Below are 20,105 nucleotides of genomic sequence, written 5' to 3'. Positions count from 1 at the left end.
CGTCGTGCCACCCCCTCGCCTCTGCTCCCGACCGCCGCTGTGGTCCAGCGGTTGTGCCGGGCCCGCCACCGCGTACGCGCGGGTGGTGCCACTCACCCACCGGACGGCTGGCCGGCCGGCGTCCACAAGTTATCCACAGCCTGTGTGTACCGACCGATTGTGGCCGCCCGCCGGACGCGGGTCGGACCTGCCCCCTGCCGGGGAGGGCGTGGAAGCGGGTTCACCGTGCCGAACGATTCACTGCCGGGTCCGGTCTTGCCCTCCGCCGACAACCCGGAATCGAAGCTGACCGCAAACGCGCACGGTAACAGCGACGGCGGGCCGCCATCAACCGCCGCCACCCCGACGCCCGCCCCGACCCGGGTGGAGAACGCCTGATCGGCGGGGTGCCGGCCAGCGGACCGCCGGCCCGGGGTGGTTTGACGGTCATTGCCCCCTTGCGTAGGGTGGAGGGGCTGCTCTGTCGCCCTCTGCTAGGGTGATGGGTGCTTGCTGTCCGTGGTCGCTGCCCCGCATCGCCGAGGTTTCGCGCCGCCGGGCAGCACCGATCGGAGGCCACCGCCGAGGTGGTCTGGTCCATCAAACGACCCTGGCGAACCCGCGCCGGGGACGTACGAAAACGGAGAGCCTGACGTGAGCAAGCGCACCTACCAGCCGAACAACCGTCGGCGCGCGAAGACCCACGGCTTCCGGCTGCGCATGCGCACCCGTGCCGGCCGCGCCATCCTGTCGACCCGCCGCGCCAAGGGCCGTGACCGCCTGTCGGCCTGAGGCCGACCGGTCCGAGGACGTGGACAGTCGTGCTGACGGCCGCACAGCGCCTGCGGCGTAGCACCGACTTCGCCGCAGCGGTCCGTGCTGGTCGACGCGTCGGTCGTGGTGCCGTCGTCGTCCACCTGACGTTGCCGGCGACCTCCACATCTCCAGCGACCACACCCCTCGGGACAACCTCGCCGGAGCCGGCGCGGAGCACCGACCCGGAGCTGAGCTCCGGATCGAGCCGCGCCGGCTTCGTCGTGTCCAAGGCCGTCGGACCCGCCGTGGTCCGCAACAAGGTCCGCCGCAGGCTGCGGCACCTGGTCCGCGACCGGCTGGCCGCGCTGCCGGACGGCAGCACCCTGGTGGTACGCGCCCTGCCCCCCGCGGCCGGGACGCCGTACGCCCGACTGGGCAGCGACCTGGACGCGGCGATCGCCGCCGCACAGTCGCCCCGGGCACGGCGGTCGCGGTGAGCAGCGGACCCGCCGTGTCGGCACGCCGGAGCATGGGTGCCCGGATGCTCAGTGGCCCCATCATCGCGTACCGTCGTTGGATAAGCCCGGCACTGCCGGCCCGCTGCCGGTTCTACCCGTCGTGCAGTGCCTACGCCCTGGAGGCGGTCACCCGTCACGGTGCGCTCCGGGGAGCCGGCCTGACGGTCCGGCGGCTGTCGCGCTGCCACCCTTTCCACCCTGGTGGACACGACCCGGTGCCGGAGCCGGGCGGTCGCCGACGCGCCGACGTGACTGGAGTCTGAGAATTGAGTCTCGACTGGATCTACTACGCGATCTCGTGGATCCTGCTGACCTGGCACTCGGCGTGGGACGCCATCGGGGTGCCGGTCCGCACGGTTCTCGGCACGAACTGGTCGTGGATTCTCGCCATCGTCTTCCTGGTGGTCACCGTCCGGGTGATCCTCTTCCCGGTCTTCGTCAAGCAGATCAAGTCTCAGCGGGCCATGCAGGCGCTCCAGCCGAAGGTCAAGGAGCTCCAGGAGAAGCACAAGGGTGACCGGGAGACGCTCCAGAAGGAGATGATGGAGCTTTATCGGAAGGAAAAGGCCAACCCGCTGATGGGCTGCCTTCCGATGTTCCTCCAGATCCCGGTCTTCCTCGGTCTCTTCCACGTGCTGCGTCGGCTCGACCCGACCAGGGAGGCCAGGAGCCTCTACGGCTGGACGACCGAGCAGTTCGACAGCGCCTCCAGCGCCACGATCTTCACCGCCCCGATCGCCGGCAAGTTCGGCTCCACCGCCGAGGAGTTGGCCAGCCTCGGCGCCAACGGCACCACCGTGAAGGTGATCGCCGGCATCCTGGTCCTGGTCATGATGGGCACCACCTACCTGACCAGCCGTCAGATGATCCTCAAGACCGGCTGGGCGGAGGACCCGCAGCAGCGGATGGTGCAGCGGCTGATGCTCTACGGCATCCCGCTCTCCCTGCTGGTCTCCGGCTCGATCTTCCCGATCGGCGTGATCATCTACTGGGTCACCAACAACCTGTTCACCCTCGGCCAGCAGCAGTGGGTGCTCCGCAAGTTCCCGCCGCTGGTGACCAACAAGGGGGTCGCCGGCAACAAGGCGACGACCACCGCTGGCCGGGGCCCGGTGCAGCCGGCCAAGACCGGCGGCTTCCTCAACCGGAACAAGCCCGTCGCGCAGGTGCCGGCCAAGCCGGCCGCGCCGAAGGTCGCCGGGCCGAAGCCGGGTGCCAAGCCGGCCAACCCGAAGAAGGGCCCGGCCAAGCGCCAGGGCTGAGCCACCGGGCCGCCGCCGGAACGACCGACGGCGGCCTCTCCGGCACCGCGCAGCCACCTGACGGTCGGCGCCGGGCCGGAACTGCCGCGCCCCGCGCGGATGCGGGCGAGACTGCCCCTACGAGACGTGCCCGTGACCGAACCGGCCCCCTTCCCGCCGGTCGCCCGGGAGACCAGCGGACCCGACGGTCCGGCCGAGCTAGTACGGAGATGACACCGTGACGGACACCAGCATCCCCAGCGCGGACGCCTCGCTCGACGAGGAGACCGTCCCGACCGCCGCGACCGGTGACGGTGAGCCCGAGGAGGGCGGCAAGGAGAGGAAGCCCGCAGGCGAGGGCGAACTGTTCGCGCAGAGCGAGATCGCTGCCGACTACATCGAGGGACTGCTCGACATCCTCGACTACGACGGCGACATCGACGAGTTGGTCTCCGGTGGCCGCCCGGTCGTCGAGGTGGTCGGTGCCCGGTTGCAGAACCTCGTCGGCCAGCGCGGTGCCACCCTGGAGGCGCTCCAGGAGTTGGCCCGACTGGCCGTGTTCCGGCAGACCGGCTCGCCGAGCCGGCTCCTGCTCGACGTGGGCGGCTACCGGGCCACCCGGCGCAAGGAACTCGCCGCCGTCGCCAAGAACGCGGTGGAGAAGGTCAAGGAGCACGGTGAGCCGGTGCGGCTGGAGCCCATGTCGGCCTTCGAGCGCAAGTGCGTACACGACGTGGTGAACGCGATGAGCGGGGTGGAGAGCGAGTCCGAGGGTGTCGAGCCGACCCGACGCATCGTCGTCCGGCCGGCGGACTGAACTGGTGACGCCCGACGACCTCACGACGGATGCCGGTCCCGGCCCGGGTGGTACGCCGCCCGGGCCGTCGGCCGAGCGTCCCGTCCCCTCCGCGCAGGACGCCGCGCTCCCGGCCGAGCTGGCCGGCGCCGCACAGGCACTCTTCGGTGACCGACTCGATCTGGCCGCCGGCTACGCCGAACTGCTCGCCACCGACGGCGTGCTGCGTGGTCTCCTCGGCCCCCGCGAGGCACCCCGGATCTGGGACCGGCACCTGCTCAACTGCGCCGCCGTCGCCGAGCGGATCCCCGAGGGCGCCAGCGTGATCGACGTCGGCTCCGGAGCCGGGCTGCCCGGGTTGGTGCTGGCGATCGCCCGCCCCGACCTGAGCGTCATCCTGGTCGAGCCGTTGGCCCGGCGTACCTCGTTCCTCGTCGAGACCGTGGAGCGGCTCGGGCTGGCCAGGACGGTCCGGGTGTTCCGGGGTCGGGCCGATGAGGCGGCCACCGGGGCGAACGGCGTCGGCCCGTTCATGGCCGACGTGGTGACCGCCCGCGCGGTGGCACCGCTGGACCGGCTCGCCACCTGGAGCCTGCCGCTGGTGGTCCGCGGCGGCCGGCTGCTCGCCCTCAAGGGGTCGTCCGCCAGGGACGAGATCACCGAGCACGCCGGGGCGGTGGCGAAGCTGGGCGGAGGCGAGCCGACGGTGCAGCTGTGTGGCACCGACATCCTCGACCCGCCGACCACCCTGGTGGAGATCGTGCGGGAGCGGGTGGTCAGACCTCCGGGGGTCAAGAAGGCGCCGAAGCGGTCGCACGGTAGCCGAAAGCGCGCCCGCTGAGCTTTTCCTGTCGCCGCGGATCGCACCGCTCCATCGGGAGGTCCGGTGGAGCGGTGCCAAACTGATCGGACGCAGCACCGCCGGAGAACGAAGATGGACCCGCCGCGCCCGTCCCCCGTAGGCTGACCGCGCGTCGATAGTGTGGGGCGGGCGGATGTCGGGCGCACCGGGTCACGATCGCCCCCGCCGGACCGTACGCTCTGCGGTGCGAGCGCGGGTAGGGCAAGCGAGACGGGGTGCGGGCCGACCATCCGGAGCGGGTAGGGATGACAGGTGCATGACGACGACAGGTACGACGATCCACGGGTGAACCGTCCCGAGGGATCGGGCTCGGGCGCGGGCCCTGTTTCACGTGAAACCGACCCTCAGGGCCGGGCCACCCGCGGGCAGCCGACGATCCGCCCACCGGAGCACGATCCCGGGTTACGGCGGGAGCCGCCGGCGGTGGGTGCCGCACGCCCGGCACCCGAGTCGTACGTACCGCCGCCCGGTGCGCGTTCCGGTCCCGACGGCGGACCGGTCAATGCCCCGGATGGCCGGGTGCCCTCGGTACGACGGAATGCGGGAGCACCGTCTCGGTTCGAGCTCCCGGTGCAGGGCAATTCACCACCGGTACCCACCCAACCCCACCCCGGCGCGGTGCCCGATGCGACGCCCACGCTCGACACCCCTGGGCCCGCCCCCGGGGTCGTTGCCGTGGCCTCGGCGGACGCCGCGTACGTTTCACGTGAAACTCCGACGCGCGAAGAGGATGACCCACCGTTGGCTATGGAGGCGATGCGCGCCGTGCAGATCCTTAATCCGAGTGGCGAGGTGACCATGCCCCGTCCTGAGCGGACCCGGGTGATGTGCGTTGCCAATCAGAAGGGCGGCGTGGGCAAGACCACGACCACGGTGAACCTGGCGGTGGCTCTGGCCCTGCACGGTAACCGGGTGCTAGTGGTCGACCTCGATCCGCAGGGCAACGCTTCCACCGGGTTGAACGTCCCGCACCACACCGGGGTGCCGGACGTCTACGACTGCCTGATCGACAGTGTGCCGCTGGCGGAGGTGGCGCAGGAGGTCGAGGGCATCCCCAACCTGTGGTGCGTGCCGGCGACCATCGACCTGGCCGGCGCCGAGATCGAACTGGTCTCCGTGGTCGCCCGGGAGTCCCGGCTGAACCGGGCCATCGACGCGTACCCGGGGCACTTCGACTACGTCTTCATCGACTGCCCGCCCTCCCTCGGCCTGCTCACGGTCAACGCCCTGGTGGCCGCGCAGGAGGTGCTGATCCCGATCCAGTGCGAGTACTACGCCCTGGAGGGGTTGAACCAGTTGATAAACAACATCAACCTGGTTCGCCAGCACCTGAACCCGAAGCTGGAGGTCTCCACGATCCTGCTCACCATGTACGACCGCCGTACCCGGCTGGCCGACGCGGTGGAACAGGACGTCCGGAACCACTTCGGTGACAAGGTCCTCCAGGCCGTCATTCCCCGCAACGTACGCGTGTCGGAGGCCCCGAGCTACGGGCAGTCCGTGATGACCTACGATCCCGGTTCGCGGGGTGCCACGAGTTACTTCGAGGCTGCCCAGGAGATCGCCGAGCGCGGTGCCAAGGAGCCGGTGAGCCGGAATGCGTAGTGCGGACGAGTCGCTGGGAGGCGTCGTATGAAGAACCGTCCCCGGGGCGGTCTGGGTAGAGGGCTCGGTGCGCTGATCCCGACCGGGCCGGTGCAGGAGAGCACGACCACGGCGACCATGCCCGTGGAGGTCGACCCGGCACATCCGGCGATCGAGACGTCCGCCGATCCGGTGGCCGTTGACGTCACGCCGCCCGCTCCCGTGGCCTTCGCGCCGCCGGAGCCCGACGAACCGCAACTCAGCCCGGTGCCCGGCGCGCGCTTCGCCGAGATCTCCGTCGACGCGATCATGCCGAACCCCAAGCAGCCCCGGCACGTCTTCGACGAAGAGGCGCTGGAGGAGCTGAAGACCTCCATCCAGGAGGTCGGCTTCCTTCAGCCGATCGTCGTCCGACAGTTGGACAGCGAGAAGTACGAACTCGTCATGGGTGAACGGCGCTGGCGCGCCGCCCAGGCGGTCGGTCGGGAGACCATCCCCGCGATCGTCCGGGAGACCAAGGACGACGCGATGCTCCGCGACGCGCTCCTGGAGAACATCCACCGGGCCAACCTCAACCCGTTGGAAGAGGCCGCCGCCTACCAGCAGCTGCTGGAGGAGTTCGGTGCGACCCACGAGGAGTTGGCCCGGCGGATCGGCCGGAGCCGGCCGCAGATCTCGAACACGATCCGGTTGCTTAATCTGCCCCCGCAGGTCCAGCGTCGGGTGGCCGCCGGTGTGTTGTCGGCCGGTCATGCCCGCGCGCTGCTCAGCCTCGACGAGGCCGAGGCGCAGGAGCAGTTGGCCCTCCGGATCGTCGCCGAAGGGCTCTCGGTCCGGGCCACCGAGGAGATCGTCGCCCTGGCGCTCAGCGACGGCCCGGCGAAGACGCCTGCGGCGAAGCGCCGTGCCAAGCCGCACGCACCCGCGTTGACCGATCTGGCCGACCGGCTCTCTGATCGGTTCGACACCCGGGTAAAGGTGGACATCGGTCGGAGCAAGGGAAAGATCACGATCGAGTTCGCCACGGTGGACGACCTGGAGCGGATCGTCGGCATCATCGGGGTCGGCGAGGAAGGCCAGCCGGAGCCCGAGGACTGACCGTCCCCGCCGTTCCCCCCGGCCGCGTACCCGACTCGGGTACGCGGCCGTTCTGCGCTGGGGTGCTGCTCTCCGGCAACCGTGGGTGGAAGGACCTGGCGCGGCGGGCCGAGCACGCCTGCGTCGGTCAACGACGCCCTGCTGAGTTTCCAGGCCCACCCGGACGCCGGCCTCCCGCAGACGGCTCCGTTTGGCGCGGCCTTGAGGGCGCGATTCCTCCGGGTCCCTGGAACCTCCGGGGCCCTGCGGAGCCTGGCCCTCCCTGGCCGCCAGCCCCTCCGGCGGACGGCGGTCCGCAATTCGGCGCGGTCAGGTGCCCATGCTGTTTCTCGTTCCTCTCGGGCGACCCATGTCTCCTGCCCGGCGATCCCCGAAGTTCGGGGTCAGTGATCAGCCGGCTCGTGACCGAGCCGAGCGCCTCCCTGTTTCACGTGAAACGGCGACGACCGATGCGGGGCACTCGGCCCGGGTGAAGAACCCGATCGGGCCGCCCGTCTGTTGCTGGCGGTGTCCGGACGACGAGCAGGGGAGTTCGGGGGCACGGTCAAGGGGCGGCGACTCAGCTGTGCGGTGGAACCCGGGATGTCCGGGCGGCGGACCGGATCGGGCGCGGTCCGATTGACCGGTGACCGGAGTTCGGTTCGGTCGGAGGACCCTGGCCCTGCTGTGCGGTGACTGACGCCTCGGCAAAGCGGGGTACTAGTTCCGGGCACGGCACGGCACGGCTGCGGCATGCACGGCATGGCGCAGCACGACTGCGGCGCGCACGGTAGGGCACGGTAGGGCACGGTAGCGGCGCGAACCGCAGCAATGAACGTGGTGGGCAGGCCGTGCCCGAACCTGGACGTCAGGGAGAGCTGAGCGGTCGAGTTCATCTCCGGAGGTCTGGGCCCGCCTCTCGATGATCCCGCGCCGCCGCTTACGTCGCCGTAGATCGCTCGGAGAGTTGCACCCCGCACCGTGGTGCCCAATAGGTTCCGGTGACTGCTCAGTCGATCTGAGGCCCCCTGGAGTGCGTGGCAAGCCGGGCGGCCTAGGCGACGAAGGACCGCCTCGCCCTTGGGGGGCCTCGGGAAGCGGATCTCGGTAGCGGCGATGTGAGAGGATCGCGGCTCTCTGCTACGGCGGTGCCGATCCCACCGGCCGAGGGCTGCATGGGCCATCGCTGCCAGCACGACAAGTCCCACCTGCCACATGCGGCCATGTTTCACGTGGAACGGGACCCGGTCTCGCTCGTCCGGCCAAGGCTCCTGCGCCGCCACCGCCACGCTCCCCGCTACCTGGTCGCTGTCGGCGAGGACTCCGGGGAGACCGGTGCAAAGGAGCGGCGGCCGATGGGTCGGGCAGGCGGGAGAATGACGGGCCGCGACCGCGCGGTACCGGGCCGACAGCAGATTCGCCACGAAACCCACCGCCAGCACCCCGACCATCGTGAACAACGCCGGCCGGGCCAACGCCGGCCGGGCGAAGTGCAGACATCTCTGCATGGCGGTGCTCAGGATCTGGACCCGCCCAAGGTGGGACTCCGCCACCGGAGCCAAGGTCTCGGCGACAGGTTGGCATCGGATTGCTGGCCAAAGAAGCCCTCGCCTATCCCCGGTCGGCGCCCGTGCCGTACGGCCAGCCGAGCAGCCGGTCTGCTCGACGGTTTCACGTGAAACCCGCGCCACTCGCCAGGCGGAACCTCGCGACATGCCGGCGGGTCGAGTCCCTGGTTCCACGTGAAACCAGGCGCGCTCAAGCGACCTCGTGGAACCAGGCCGCGCGAGCGACCTCGTAGTACCAGCGTCCGCGCCCGCGTTGAGCAAGTACCCGCACCAGTTCTCCGGTGGGCAGCGGCCGCGGTAGCGACGAGGACGCCCCCCCAGCGGGTGGCCCGCCGAGCTTGACGGTCCTTGAATCCAGCCAGGGCGGACAGGCCGCGCCGGCCTCACAGCGGCTTGTGTAGACCGGGCTCCGAGGGAAAAGTCTCGGCCTCCCGACAGCCGGAGGAGCCCCTCGGTCGTTGAGAGAATCGGGCCCGTTGTCCCTGTGAACAGTGCTGTGGACGAGCACCAAAGTTATCCACAGAAGTTTTCCACAGGCAGGACCCGTTTCACGTGAAACAGCGCGTCAGAGCCCTCCCCAGCCTGTGGATGACGGGGTGTGGTGGTGATCTCATCAGCCTGTGGACAACTATCTTCCCGCCCCCTCCGTGCGCGGATGTCAGCCGCGTCGATCGGCCGAATTCCCGTCATGATCAGCGGCGTTCGGGGTAGGGACAGCGGTGCCGGTCTCGGTTAGGGTCAGCGTCGTGCACGACACCCCTCCCTCCTCAGTTCCGGACTTCACCCAGTGGCCGTCGTTCCCCTTCGAAGGCGAGCTGCGCGTCAAGCATCTCGACGAACCGGTGGCGGTCGAGCCTCCCCGCAAGGGCGAAGGACTGCGGGAGTGCATCGCCTGCAACGCGCCCGACGATGCGTACATCTGGGTCGGTGAGCGTTGGCGGGTGCGGGCCATGGACCGACCCACCGGCCTACCGATGGTGCTGATCCTTGAATCGCGGTCGCATCTCGACCTGGGCGACCTGCCCAACCTGCTCGCTGCCGAACTCGGGGTGATGACCGTTCGCCTGGAACGCGCCATCCGCTCGCTGGACGGCGTCGCCCGGGTGCATGTGAACCGATGGGGCGACGGGTCCGCCCACCTGCACATGTGGTTTCTGGCCCGTCCGTACGGCCGGCTCCAGTTGCGCGGCACGTTCCTGTCGCTCTGGGACTCGATCCTGCCGCCCATCTCCGAATCCCAGTGGCGGGAAAACCTGGCGCACGTCGCGGCCTGGCTGGCCGAGTTCGGTGGACGTCCCCTCGCCGAGCCGCCCCGCATTCAGTGGCAGACGCCCTCCAGCATCGCCGCGCAGTCGTCGGCCGAGGCCGCTGCGGCGGCGGCGGCCGAGGACGCCGTCTCGGTGATCGAGGCGGAGGAAGAAATTCCTCCACCGGCACCGGAGGAGACCGAGACCGCGTCAGCGGAGCACTCGACCGGGATCGCGCCGGAGGAGGGTGCCGCGCCCGGCAGTGCTTCCCTCGACCCCGGATCCGACGGCACCCCGCACGACGGGATCAACGGGACCGGTGCTGACGAGAACGACAGCGTCGCCGCACCCGCCTCGCCCCGGACCAACGCGGCGGCCCGGACCGATTCGGGGGTCGCGGCCAGCACGGCCAGCGCCGACGCGGACGCCGGGACTGACTCAGATGGCAACAGGTCCGACCGGACCGGCACCGGGTCGGGAAGCGGCGACATCGAAGCCGGGGCGGATGCCGAGGGCACCGGGGCCAACGGGCCGGCCGGCGCCGACAACCGGACGGGCACCGACGACGGAGACCAAGGAACTGTCGCGTCGGATCCCGACCGGCGCTGACGGGGCCGCCCCGTGCGAGCCAGCACGGCTCGCTCCGGGCGACCAAGCTGGCAGAAGCAGCAGCACCTGTCCGGGCGGAAGAGCGCCGGCACCGACCCGACCCGAAAGGAAGCCGGGGCATCGCGCCGGGCGGACCGGTCGAGGGAGACGTGGTGCGTAGGGATCAGGAGCGGCGGGCTGCGGCCTGGCCGACCAGGGTGCCGAGGACCTGACCGAAGTCCAGCCCGGCGGCCTGGATCGCCAACGGCAGCAGCGACGTCTCCGTCATGCCGGGCGACACGTTGACCTCCAGCACGTGGGGTCGGCCGTCCCCGTCGACGATCAGGTCGACGCGGGAGAGGTCGCGCAGCCCGAGCGCGCTGTGGGCGGCCAACGCCACCTCGGCCACCGCACCGGCCACGGCCGGGTCGAGGCGGGCCGGCGCGTGCCAGGTGGTCCGGCCGGCGGTGTACCGGGCCGCGTAGTCGTACACGCCGTTGCGGGGCACGATCTCCACCGGCGGCAGCGCCTGCGGCCCGTCGCCCAGGTCGAGCACCGACACCGCCACGTCCATCCCGGCCACGTACCGCTCGACCAGCGCCGTCGAGTCGTACGCGAAGCAACCGACCATGGCGGCCGGCAGTGCGGCGGCATCCCGCACCACGGCGGCACCGAGGCCCGAGCCGCCCTGCGTCGGCTTGACCATCAGCGGCAACCCCAACCGCTGCACGATCCGGTCGAGCACCGCCACCGCGCCCAGCTCGGAGAACCGGTCGTGCGGCAGGGCCACCCAGTCGGGGGTGGGGATGCCGTTCTCCCGTAGCACCGCCTTGGCCGACGGCTTGTCCCAGGCGAGGCGGGCGGCCCGCGCGTCGCAGCCGACGTAGGGGACGTCGCACAGGTCGAGCACCCCGCGCAGCGAGCCGTCCTCGCCGGTGGCGCCGTGCAGGGCGATCACCACGGCGTCCGGCGGGTCGGCGGCCAGCGCGGGCAGCAACGCCACGTCGGCGTCCCGCAGCTCCGCCTCCACCCCGGCGCTGCGCAGCGCGTCGAGGACCCGCCGGCCGGACCGCAGGGAGACGTCCCGCTCGTACGACAGGCCGCCGGCCAGCACCAGGACGTGCAGCTCGGTGGCGGCAGAGCCGGTGGCCGCAGGAGTTGCGGCGGCGGAATCGGTCACGAGGGAGCGCTCGGCGGGGATGGCAGCCATGCGGGAATCATGCCAAGTCAGGGCCGGGGGCGTCCGCGCCACCCCGTCGGCTACCGGTCGGGCCGACGGTGCCGAAGACCTGACGCATGGCGAGGTCCTGCTCCATGACCCGGGCCAGCCGGCGTACGCCCTCCCGGATCCGCTCCGGGGTGGGGAAGGAGAAGTTGAGCCGCATGTTGCCGGTGCCGGTGCCGTCGGCATAGAAACCGGTGCCCGGCACGTAGGCGACCCGGGCGGCGATGGCACGCGGCATCATCGCCTTGGCGTCCAGCCCGTCGGGCAGGCTGGCCCAGACGAAGAGCCCACCGGTGGGCCTGGTCCAGGTGGTGCCCTCGGGCATTAGATCGTGCAGCGCGCCGAGCAGCGCGTCACGCCGCTCCCGGTAGACCTCCCGGTAGATCTTGAGCTGCTCGCGCCACGGCATCGTCGACAGGTACGTCGTGACGGCGGCCTGCGCGAAGCCGCTGGGGCAGAGGATCTGCGCCTCGCTGGCGATGACCAGCTTGTCGCGTACCGCGTGCGGGGCGAGGATCCAACCCACCCGCAGCCCGGGGGCGAAGGTCTTGGAGAAGGTGCTCAGGTAGAACACCCCGTCGCGGCGGCGGGCCCGCAGCGGCCGGGGCGCCTCGCCCTCGAAACCCAGCTGACCGTACGGGTCGTCCTCGACCACCAGCAGGCCGGCCCGCTCGCAGATGTCGAGCACCCGTTCCCGCCGTTCCTCGCTCAGCGTCACGCCGGCCGGGTTCTGGTAGGTGGGGATGGTGTAGAGGAACTTCACCCGCCGGCCGGCGCGGGCGAGGTCGGCGATCGCCACCTCCAGGGCCTCCGGAATCAGCCCGTCGTCGTCCATCGGCACGTGCACGACCTGCGCCTGGGCGGCCTGGAACACCCCGAGTGCACCGACGTAGGTCGGGCCCTCGGCGAGCACCACGTCACCCGGGTCGAGAAAGAGCCGGGCCACCAGGTCGAGCGCCTGCTGCCCGCCGACGGTGACCACCACGTCGTCCGGGGAGGCGCCGCAGGCCGCGTCGATGCCGGAGAGCGCCATCACCTCGCAGATCCGTTCGCGCAGCTCCAGGGTGCCCTGGCCGATGCCGTACTGGAGGGTGGTGACGCCGTGCTCGCTGCCGAGCTTGCCGAGCATCTCGCCGACCGCGTCGAGCGGCAACGCGGCGATGTATGGTGCACCACCGGCGAGCGAGACGACCTCCGGCCGGCTGGCCACCGCGAAGAGGGCCCGGATCTCCGAGGCGGTCATGCCCCGGACGCGCCGGGCGTACCGGTCGGTGTAGTCGTCGAGCGTCGTGCCGGTCATGACATCACCTCGATCGGGTGTCGGTCGGGCTCCCGCCCGCTGGGGTACCCGCGGTGCCGGCGACCATGGCGGCGCGGGGACGCCGGTCGGTCGATCGTAGTCCCCGCCGGGCCGGTCGTCGGTCACGATGTGGCCCCCGTCCACATCCCGGACGTCCGTCCCCCGGCCCGGGTGGCGATTCGCGCGTCCCCTCCCGTACGGTCGGCAGTCGGCGTACGATCGCTCGTCGGGGATGCAGCCGGTGCTGCTGCCGCTGTGGGCTGGTCTCGCCTCCGAGCCTGAGTGTGGGGATGCGCTGATGTCGCGACGTCTGGTCAGTCTGACCCTCGACACCCTGGAGGACCTGCCTCGCCCGTGCCGGCAGTGCGTCTACTGGGAGTTGGACCCGGTCTCCGCCGAGCGGGCCTGCGCCAACGGTGACCCGGGGCTGGAGAAGGAGGCGTGGGTCTCCCAGACACTGCTGGAGTGGGGTTCCTGCGGCAAGTTGGCGTACGTCGACGGGATGCCCGCCGGTTTCGTGCTGTACGCGCCGCCGGCCTACGTGCCCCGTTCGATGGCCTTTCCGACCTCGCCGGTCTCGGCGGACGCCGCGTTGCTGATGACCGCCAGTGTGGTGCCCGCCTTCGCCGGCGGCGGGCTGGGCCGGATGCTGGTGCAGGGCGTCGCCCGGGATCTGACCAAGCGGGGGATCAAGGCGATCGAGGCGTTCGGTGACGCGAAGTTCGGTGACGAGCCGGACGACACCGTCCGGGCCTGCGTCGCCCCGACCGACTTCTTCCTCTCGGTGGGCTTCAAGACGGTCCGTCCGCATCCCCGTTACCCACGCCTGCGGTTGGAGCTGCGCACCGCGCTGAGCTGGAAATCCGACGTCGAGTACGCGTTGGAGAAGCTGCTCGGCTCGATGAGCCCGGAGAGCCTGCTCCGCCCGGTCCGCCCCGCCCCGGCGACCCGCTCCAGCGCCGGCTGAACCACCCCGCGCCGCACCGGTCGACCCGTCCCGCCAGTCGGGCGGGACCGCTCAGTCGCGGATGGCGCCGGCGGCCACCACCGCCCGCAGCGTGCTCACGTCGATCGAGCCGGTCGGCACGTCCCGTTCGATCGGGAAGAACATCCGCTGCACGGCGGCCATGATCGCCTCGACGACCCGGTCCCGGAACCGGGGGTCGACCAGCCGGGCCCGGTCCTGTGGGGAGGTCAGGTAGCCCACCTCGACCCGGACGGCCGGCATCCTGGTCAGCCGCAGCAGGTCCCACGCCTTGGCGTGGGTACGGCAGTCCCGCAGCCCGGTCCGCGCGACGATCTCCCGCTGCACCAGCCCGGCGAGCCGTTCCCCGGTGGCCGAGGTGACACCGTTGTCGGTGCCGTAGTGGTAGGTGGCGACCCCGTCGGCGACCGGGCCGGGGTGGCCGTCGGTGTGCAGTGAGATGAACACATCGGCACCGAGCGAATTCGCCAGCTCCGCCCGGTCGACGTCCGGCAGGCAGTCCCGGGGCGCGGGACCACGGGTCAGCTGCACCCGTACCCCGGCTGCGGCGAGCCGTCCCTCCAGCCGGCTGGCCAGGTCGTGCACCAGGTCCGCCTCGGTCCAGCGCAGCGCCCCGTCGGGCACCACCACGCCGGGGTCGGTGCCGCCGTGCCCCGGGTCGATGACCACGGTCCGCCCGACCAGCGTCGGGCCGGACTGCCGGATCGCGTCGGACTCGCGCAGCCACTGGGGGCGTCCGCCGACCACCTTGCGGCCGAGCCGACGCAGCGCGCCCATCGTGTACGGGCCGCAGGAGCCGTCGGGCTTCAGCCCGACCTCGCGCTGGAACTGGGCCACCGCCCGGGAGGTGCGCACGCCGTAGACGGCGTCGGCGCCCCCGACGTCGTACCCCATCTCCAGCAGTCGTTCCTGCAGGGACCGGACGTCCTCACCGGTGAGCGGGTCGGGCACCGCGTGGTAGAGGGTGCGGGCGCCGAGCCGCCAGCGGGCGGCGTCCAGGGCCCGCCAGGTCTCCGCGCCGACCCGGCCGTCGGCGCTGAGCCCACGGGACTGTTGGAAGGCCCGGACGGCGCGTTCGGTGGCGACGTCGAACTCGTCGCCGGGGGTGGCGGCGAGGAGGTCCAGGCCGGTCAGGACCGCACGGATCTCGGTCACTGCCGGGCCGCGGTCACCGGATCGGATCGGACGCACGCAGGACCCCCTCGGAGGTTGGCTGCCGGGCACCTCAACGCCGGCCACGCTGTGCGTCCGGCGGACCAGCGCTTACGGAGCGTACCGTGACCGCTGCGGTCCGACCGACGGTTCGCGCAGGTCAGCGGCCGGGACGACCGGAACCCCGCACCCGGTGGGGTACGGGGTTCCGGTGGTACGCCGGTGTTACAGCGCCGACTCGATCAGCCGGACCAGTTCGCCCTTCGGCTTGGCACCGGCGATCGACTGCACCGGCTCGCCGTTCTTGAAGATGGTGAGGGTCGGCACCGACATGATCCGGTAGGCGCGGGCGGTCTCCGGGTTCTCGTCGATGTTGAGCTTGACGATGGTGACCTGGCCGGCCATCTCGCCCGCGATCTCCTCCAGCAGCGGCGAGACCTTGCGGCACGGCCCGCACCACTCGGCCCAGAAGTCCACCAGGACCGGCTTGTCGGACTTCAGCACGTCGGCGGTGAAGCTGGCGTCGGTGACGACCTTCGTTGCTCCCACTATGACCCTCCTCCTCAGTTTGTTGTGTTGCGAGCGTTCAGCTCAGGGTGGCGATGAACCGCTCGGCGTCGAGGGCGGCGGCGCAGCCCGTACCGGCGGCGGTGATCGCCTGCCGGTAGGTGTGGTCGACCACGTCACCGGCGGCGAAGACGCCGGGCACGGTGGTCCGGGTGCTCGGTGCCTGCACCTTCACGTAACCCTCGTCGTCCAGCTCGACCTGGTCGCGGAAGAGCTCACTGCGCGGGTCGTGGCCGATCGCCACGAAGACACCGGTCACGTCGAGCACCTTGACGTCGCCGGTGTGCACGTTGCGGACCCGGACGCCGGTCACCTTGCCGTCGTCGCCGAGCACCTCCTCGACGGTGCTGTTCCACTCCACCTTGATCTTGTCGTTGCCCAGCGCGCGGTCGGCCATGATCTTGCTGGCCCGGAACGAGTCGCGCCGGTGGATGATGGTGACCGACTCGGCGAACCGGGTGAGGAAGCTGGCCTCCTCCATCGCGGAGTCACCGCCGCCGACCACCACGATGTGCTGGTTGCGGAAGAAGAACCCGTCACAGGTGGCGCAGGACGACACGCCGTGCCCCAGGTATTTCTGCTCACCCGGCACGCCCAGCGGACGCCAGGCCGAGCCGGTGGAGAGGATGACGGCCTTGGCCCGGTAGGCGGTCTGCCCGACCCACACGGTGCTCACCGCGCCGGAGCCGGTGTCGCCGGTGTCCTTCAGCTCGACCCGGGTGACGTCGTCGGTCAGGAACTCCGCCCCGAACCGCTCGGCCTGCTTGCGCATGTTGTCCATCAGCTCGGGGCCGAGGATGCCGTCGGCGAAACCGGGGAAGTTCTCCACCTCGGTCGTGGTCATCAACGCACCACCGGACTGCACACCCTCGATCACGAGTGGCTTCAGGTTGGCGCGTGCGGCGTAGACCGCCGCCGTGTAGCCGGCCGGCCCGGAGCCGATGATGATCAGGTTGCGGACCTCGTCCACTGCCGTCTCCCGATGTGTGTGTACGACATCGGCGGCGCACCGACGTCGATCCGAGCGCCGACGGTTCAATGACGTCGGCGGCTGACTTGCAGAACGTCATCGTACGAACCGGGGATTCCCGGACCGGTCGTCCGGTGGGTCACGTCACGCGATGCGGGACGAGCGGTGACCGGGCCCTCACCCTACCTGCGCCTGGTAGCGGGTGTCCGCGCCGGACCCCGGCACTCCGCACTCCGCACCGCTCGCCCACGCCCACCGCCCACCGCGGGGATCGGTGAAGCGGACCACCACCGCCGGCAGGCCGTTGAACGTGGCGTAGTCGACCACCTCGACGGCGACCGGCCCCCGGTTGTGCTCGGCCGCGATGTCGGCGAGACAGGCGTCGAGCGCCGCCCGGCCGGTCAGCCGGTCCAGCCCGCCGGGGGCCATCAGGCGTTTGCTCTCGGCCGCGGTGGGGGCGGTGGGGCTGATCTGGGTGGTGACGCCGGGCCCGTTCCCGGGCTGGAAACCCGGCGGGGTGACGGGGCGGGGCAGCGGGGCGGTCGAGGCACCGTTCAGTGTCGCCGGGGACCAGTCGATGCCGCTGTGTTGGGTCTGACCGGTGAACCGGAACCCCCGGCCGCCGGCGTTCTCCGCGCTGTCCTGCGCCGGCCCGGCCATCGTCGAGGCGGCGGAGTCCCGGGCGGCCGCACCGTCGAGCAGGTGGGCCACGCCGAATCCCACCGCGGCCAACGACGCCGCGGCGAGGCCGACCGGCCCGGCGAGCCGTGCCCAGCGCCGCCGTCGGCCGGGCCCCGACGAATCGGCGCGGCCGTCCCCGGACCGACCGCCGGGGGTACGCCGCCCGCCCGGTTGCGCCGGCACCGGGCCACCTGTCCCGGCGGGCCGGTCGGTGCGGTCGGCTGCCTCGGCGTCGTCGGTGGACGCGGTGGTGGCCGGACCGGCACCGGCGAGCACGGCGGTGAGCCGCTCCAGCACGGCCAGTGGCATCTCCGGTGCGGCGGCACCCCAACCCGTCAGCTCGTCGTGTACCCGGGCCATGGCGGGGGCCAGCGTGGCGTGTGCGTCGGCCCAGGCCGCGTCCTCGGCGACCAGGCGGGCGACGACGGTCTGCTCCGGGGTGCCGTCCAGTGCCCCGCCCACATAGTCGGCGAGCAGGTCGTGGTCGACCTCCCTGAACTCCCGGCCCGTCACGTCTCCTCCTGGATGGCGCCCCGCCGGGCCTGCCCCGACCCCGATCGGACGCCGTTGGCCGGCTGCCGGTTCCCGGGTGTGACGTCGGAAACGTCCCGACCCGTCCGGGGGTGCCCGCCCGGTGCGGTCGGGTCGGCCGATCCGGTGCCGGCCGGGCGGGACGACGGGTCGGCACCGCCGGCGCGCAGGTGCCCGAGCACCCGGGCGAGTCGGGCCCGGCCCCGGGCGCAGCGACTCTTCACCGTGCCCTCGGCGACGCCGAGGATGCGGGCGACCTCGGCCACCGGGTAGCCCTGCACGTCCACCAGGATCAGCGCGGCCCGCTGCTCGACCGGCAGCCCGGCCAGCGCCTGGCGTACCACCAGCGCGGTGTCGTGGTCGGTGGCCGGGGCCACCGGCTCGACGCCGCCGGTGCCACGGGCGTCGCCGGTGTGGTTCCCGTCGGGCAGCGGGACGGTGGGATGGGCCTGTCGGCGGCGGATCCGGTCCAGGCAGGCATTGACCACGATCCGGTGCAGCCAGGTGGTGACGGCGGAGTCGCCCCGGAACCGGCCGGCGGCGCGGTGGGCGGAGAGCAGCGCGTCCTGGAGGGCGTCCGCCGCCTCCTCCCGGTCGCCCGTGGTCCGCAGGGCCACCGCCCAGAGCCGGTCACGGTGCCGGTGGAACAGCTCGGTGAAGGCGTCCCGGTCACCGGCGACATGGGCACGGAGCAGGTCCAGGTCGGCGGTCTCGGTGTGCGGCACCACGCTCGCCGCCGGATCGGGTGGGTGCCCGCCGCGACCGACCATCACCACGCCCGGTGGAGGCGGTGACGGGGTCGCGGCCGGCAGATCACGATCCCTGGACCGAGATCTCCTGGACGCCCAGCTTGAAGCCCCGCTCGGTGGAGGGCAGCTCGGTGATCCAGAAGAGCAGGTACTGGTACTTCTGCTCGGGGTCGAAGCCGTCGAAGGCCATCTTGGTGCCGTCGTGCTGCTCGAACGGCTGCCCGATCCGCGTCTTGAAACCCTTGACCAGGTCCTTGTCGCCCTGCGAGCTGGACGGGAAGTCACCGACGCCGGTGAACAGCGCGGCGGAGACGCCGGAGTCCGACAGGGTGGCGGTGAGCGACTTGACGGTGTGCGGGGCGCCGAGGTCGATCCAGACCCCCATGCCCTTCTTGTAGTTGCTGAAGTTGGCCGAGTAGTAGGTGTCGGTCTCCCAACCCTTGTTCTCGTCGCCGTCCATCATCTTCTCGGCGTCGCTCAGCTCGTTGCGCTGCCGGCTGTCCGGGTCGACGATCCGGATGTCCTGGATGGTCAGCTTGCGCACGACGGGGGCCGGGGTGGCGTCGCCGGCCGGGGTGCTGGCGGAGGGGCGGGCCACCGGCTCGGTCTCCGGGTCGTCGTTGCCCAGGGTGGCGATGCCGATGAGCAGGCCGACCAGGGCGACCGCCAGCAGACCGGCGATGCCGATGGCGACCTTCCGACCACCTGCGGCGGCGAGCGGCGAGCGGTCCTCGACCCCGTCGGCGGTGAACCGGATGGTGCCGGTCTGGTCGAGGAAGTGGTCCTCGGCGGGGATGTCGAGCCGGCCCAGCTCGGCCGAGAGCACGTCCGACGACGGCGGGGCGATCTCGGCGTCGAGCAGGTCCATGGTCAGGTCGTCGAGGTACGCCGGCACGCCGGCCCGGACCTGCCGGGGCGCGGCGATGGCGCCGCTGGCGTCGCGGACGGCGTCCGGGATGGCGGCCCGGCCGTGGCCGGCGGTCGCGCCGCGCAGCGGCGCCTCGGCGTGCGGCCAGTGCCCGGTGAGGGCGAAGTAGAGGATGCCGCCCACCGCGCGGATGTCGGCTTCCTGGCTGTCCTCGCCGTCGGTGCGGGCGTCGGCCAGCACCACCCGGCCGTCGTCGCTGATCATCACGGTGCCCGGGTGCACGTTGCCGTGGACCATCCCGGTGGCGTGCACGGCGGCGATGGCGCTGGCGACCGCGTTGCCGATGGCGGTGGCGCGGGCCGGGTCCAACGGACCGTCCGCGACCAGCTCACGCAGGGACCGACCGTCGACCCACTCCCGGACGACGTACGCCCGGACGTCCTCGTCGATGGCGTCGTAGACGCCGACCAGGTTGGGGTGGATGACCCGGCTGGCGGCAACTGCGGCCTGGAGCATCTCGGTGGCGGAGTCGCCACCGGGGTAGCGGAGCACGACCGCCACGGGCCGGCGCAGGATGACGTCGACCCCCCGCCAGACCAGGCGCCCGGCACTGTCGTTGTTGATGTGCTCGACCAGCTCGTACCGCTCGGCGAGGATCTCACCGGCTGTGGGAGCACCGAAGGTCATGACCGGAGGAGCAGTTTCCTCCGCCTCCTGACCCTCGCCGACCTGGGTCACCCGTCCTCCCTCGGTGATCGTGTCGATCGATGGACCCGCGCTGCTGGGCATGTGGCTTCCCGCTCCGCCGTCGATGGAACCGGCCGGCGGCGTCGACACGGGCGTCGGCCACCTGCCGTGCCC

18 protein-coding genes are annotated in these 20,105 nt (G+C 71.8%); 10 read left to right on the top strand and 8 right to left on the bottom strand.

Translation table 11 applies throughout. The features are described from left to right. Nucleotides 1-633: 633 nt before the first annotated feature. The 9 genes from rpmH (at nucleotide 634) to ACQP1S_RS31925 (ending at nucleotide 10,237) form a co-directional block, all read left to right on the top strand. The gene (gene rpmH / locus ACQP1S_RS31965) at nucleotides 634-771 is read left to right on the top strand and encodes a 50S ribosomal protein L34 (protein WP_091249168.1); all 138 of its coding nucleotides are present in this window, start codon (nucleotides 634-636) and stop codon (nucleotides 769-771) included. A gap of 29 nt (nucleotides 772-800) precedes the next feature. Then, nucleotides 801-1,232, top strand: coding sequence for a ribonuclease P protein component (gene rnpA, locus ACQP1S_RS31960; RefSeq protein ID WP_432901839.1), 432 nt, complete (start codon nucleotides 801-803; stop codon nucleotides 1,230-1,232). Nucleotides 1,233-1,276: 44 nt separating this feature from the next. Next, nucleotides 1,277-1,516, top strand: a complete 240-nt coding sequence (yidD, locus tag ACQP1S_RS31955; RefSeq protein WP_218108252.1) for a membrane protein insertion efficiency factor YidD — start codon at nucleotides 1,277-1,279, stop codon at nucleotides 1,514-1,516. Nucleotides 1,517-1,519: 3 nt separating this feature from the next. After that, a complete protein-coding gene (yidC, locus tag ACQP1S_RS31950) occupies nucleotides 1,520-2,515 on the top strand; it encodes a membrane protein insertase YidC (protein ID WP_432901837.1) in 996 nt (331 codons plus the stop codon). Nucleotides 2,516-2,732: 217 nt separating this feature from the next. Further along, nucleotides 2,733-3,311, top strand: coding sequence for a protein jag (locus ACQP1S_RS31945; RefSeq protein WP_432901835.1), 579 nt, complete (start codon nucleotides 2,733-2,735; stop codon nucleotides 3,309-3,311). A 118-nt stretch (nucleotides 3,312-3,429) separates the two neighbouring features. Further along, nucleotides 3,430-4,131: a 16S rRNA (guanine(527)-N(7))-methyltransferase RsmG gene (gene rsmG, locus ACQP1S_RS31940; protein ID WP_432908492.1), complete on the top strand. Its 702-nt coding sequence runs from the start codon at nucleotides 3,430-3,432 to the stop codon at nucleotides 4,129-4,131. A gap of 273 nt (nucleotides 4,132-4,404) precedes the next feature. Beyond that, nucleotides 4,405-5,757: an AAA family ATPase gene (locus ACQP1S_RS31935; RefSeq protein WP_432901833.1), complete on the top strand. Its 1,353-nt coding sequence runs from the start codon at nucleotides 4,405-4,407 to the stop codon at nucleotides 5,755-5,757. A 27-nt stretch (nucleotides 5,758-5,784) separates the two neighbouring features. Beyond that, nucleotides 5,785-6,834, top strand: coding sequence for a ParB/RepB/Spo0J family partition protein (locus ACQP1S_RS31930; protein ID WP_432901831.1), 1,050 nt, complete (start codon nucleotides 5,785-5,787; stop codon nucleotides 6,832-6,834). Nucleotides 6,835-9,355: 2,521 nt separating this feature from the next. Next, on the top strand, nucleotides 9,356-10,237 hold the full coding sequence (locus ACQP1S_RS31925) for a hypothetical protein (protein ID WP_432908489.1): 882 nt from the start codon (nucleotides 9,356-9,358) through the stop codon (nucleotides 10,235-10,237). Between the two features lie 163 nt (nucleotides 10,238-10,400). On the opposite strand, the gene ACQP1S_RS31920 is transcribed toward ACQP1S_RS31925, so the two are convergent. Together ACQP1S_RS31920 and ACQP1S_RS31915 are read right to left on the bottom strand one after the other, a co-directional pair. Further along, nucleotides 10,401-11,396, bottom strand: coding sequence for a D-alanine--D-alanine ligase family protein (locus ACQP1S_RS31920; RefSeq protein WP_091249373.1), 996 nt, complete (start codon nucleotides 11,394-11,396; stop codon nucleotides 10,401-10,403). Between the two features lie 37 nt (nucleotides 11,397-11,433). Beyond that, nucleotides 11,434-12,741, bottom strand: a complete 1,308-nt coding sequence (locus tag ACQP1S_RS31915) for a PLP-dependent aminotransferase family protein (RefSeq protein ID WP_432901829.1) — start codon at nucleotides 12,739-12,741, stop codon at nucleotides 11,434-11,436. A gap of 298 nt (nucleotides 12,742-13,039) precedes the next feature. On the opposite strand from ACQP1S_RS31915, the gene ACQP1S_RS31910 reads away from it, so the two are divergent. After that, nucleotides 13,040-13,708 (top strand): GNAT family N-acetyltransferase, encoded by a 669-nt coding sequence (locus ACQP1S_RS31910; RefSeq protein ID WP_091249369.1) that lies wholly within the window; start codon nucleotides 13,040-13,042, stop codon nucleotides 13,706-13,708. Nucleotides 13,709-13,759: 51 nt separating this feature from the next. Here the strand turns inward: ACQP1S_RS31910 and ACQP1S_RS31905 are convergent, their stop codons facing one another. The 6 genes from ACQP1S_RS31905 to ACQP1S_RS31880 form a co-directional block, all read right to left on the bottom strand. Next, complete coding sequence (locus ACQP1S_RS31905; RefSeq protein WP_432901827.1) at nucleotides 13,760-14,917, bottom strand: N-acetylmuramoyl-L-alanine amidase; 1,158 nt, start codon at nucleotides 14,915-14,917, stop codon at nucleotides 13,760-13,762. Nucleotides 14,918-15,103: 186 nt separating this feature from the next. Further along, nucleotides 15,104-15,427, bottom strand: coding sequence for a thioredoxin (trxA, locus tag ACQP1S_RS31900; protein ID WP_067310719.1), 324 nt, complete (start codon nucleotides 15,425-15,427; stop codon nucleotides 15,104-15,106). 37 nt (nucleotides 15,428-15,464) lie between these two features. Further along, a complete protein-coding gene (trxB, locus tag ACQP1S_RS31895; protein ID WP_432901825.1) occupies nucleotides 15,465-16,415 on the bottom strand; it encodes a thioredoxin-disulfide reductase in 951 nt (316 codons plus the stop codon). A 177-nt stretch (nucleotides 16,416-16,592) separates the two neighbouring features. Then, nucleotides 16,593-17,609, bottom strand: a complete 1,017-nt coding sequence (locus ACQP1S_RS31890; RefSeq protein ID WP_432901822.1) for a hypothetical protein — start codon at nucleotides 17,607-17,609, stop codon at nucleotides 16,593-16,595. Next, complete coding sequence (gene sigM / locus ACQP1S_RS31885; RefSeq protein WP_432908485.1) at nucleotides 17,606-18,397, bottom strand: RNA polymerase sigma factor SigM; 792 nt, start codon at nucleotides 18,395-18,397, stop codon at nucleotides 17,606-17,608. Before sigM ends, ACQP1S_RS31890 begins: the two co-directional genes overlap by 4 nt. Nucleotides 18,398-18,440: 43 nt before the next feature. Then, a complete protein-coding gene (locus tag ACQP1S_RS31880) occupies nucleotides 18,441-20,033 on the bottom strand; it encodes a protein kinase family protein (protein WP_091249125.1) in 1,593 nt (530 codons plus the stop codon). Nucleotides 20,034-20,105 lie beyond the last annotated feature (72 nt).

This window comes from Micromonospora matsumotoense (genome assembly GCF_050951065.1).
Lineage (GTDB): Bacteria > Actinomycetota > Actinomycetes > Mycobacteriales > Micromonosporaceae > Micromonospora > Micromonospora matsumotoensis.
Note: the sequence above shows the minus strand (reverse complement) of the source record. Positions and strands in the feature narration are given on the sequence as shown.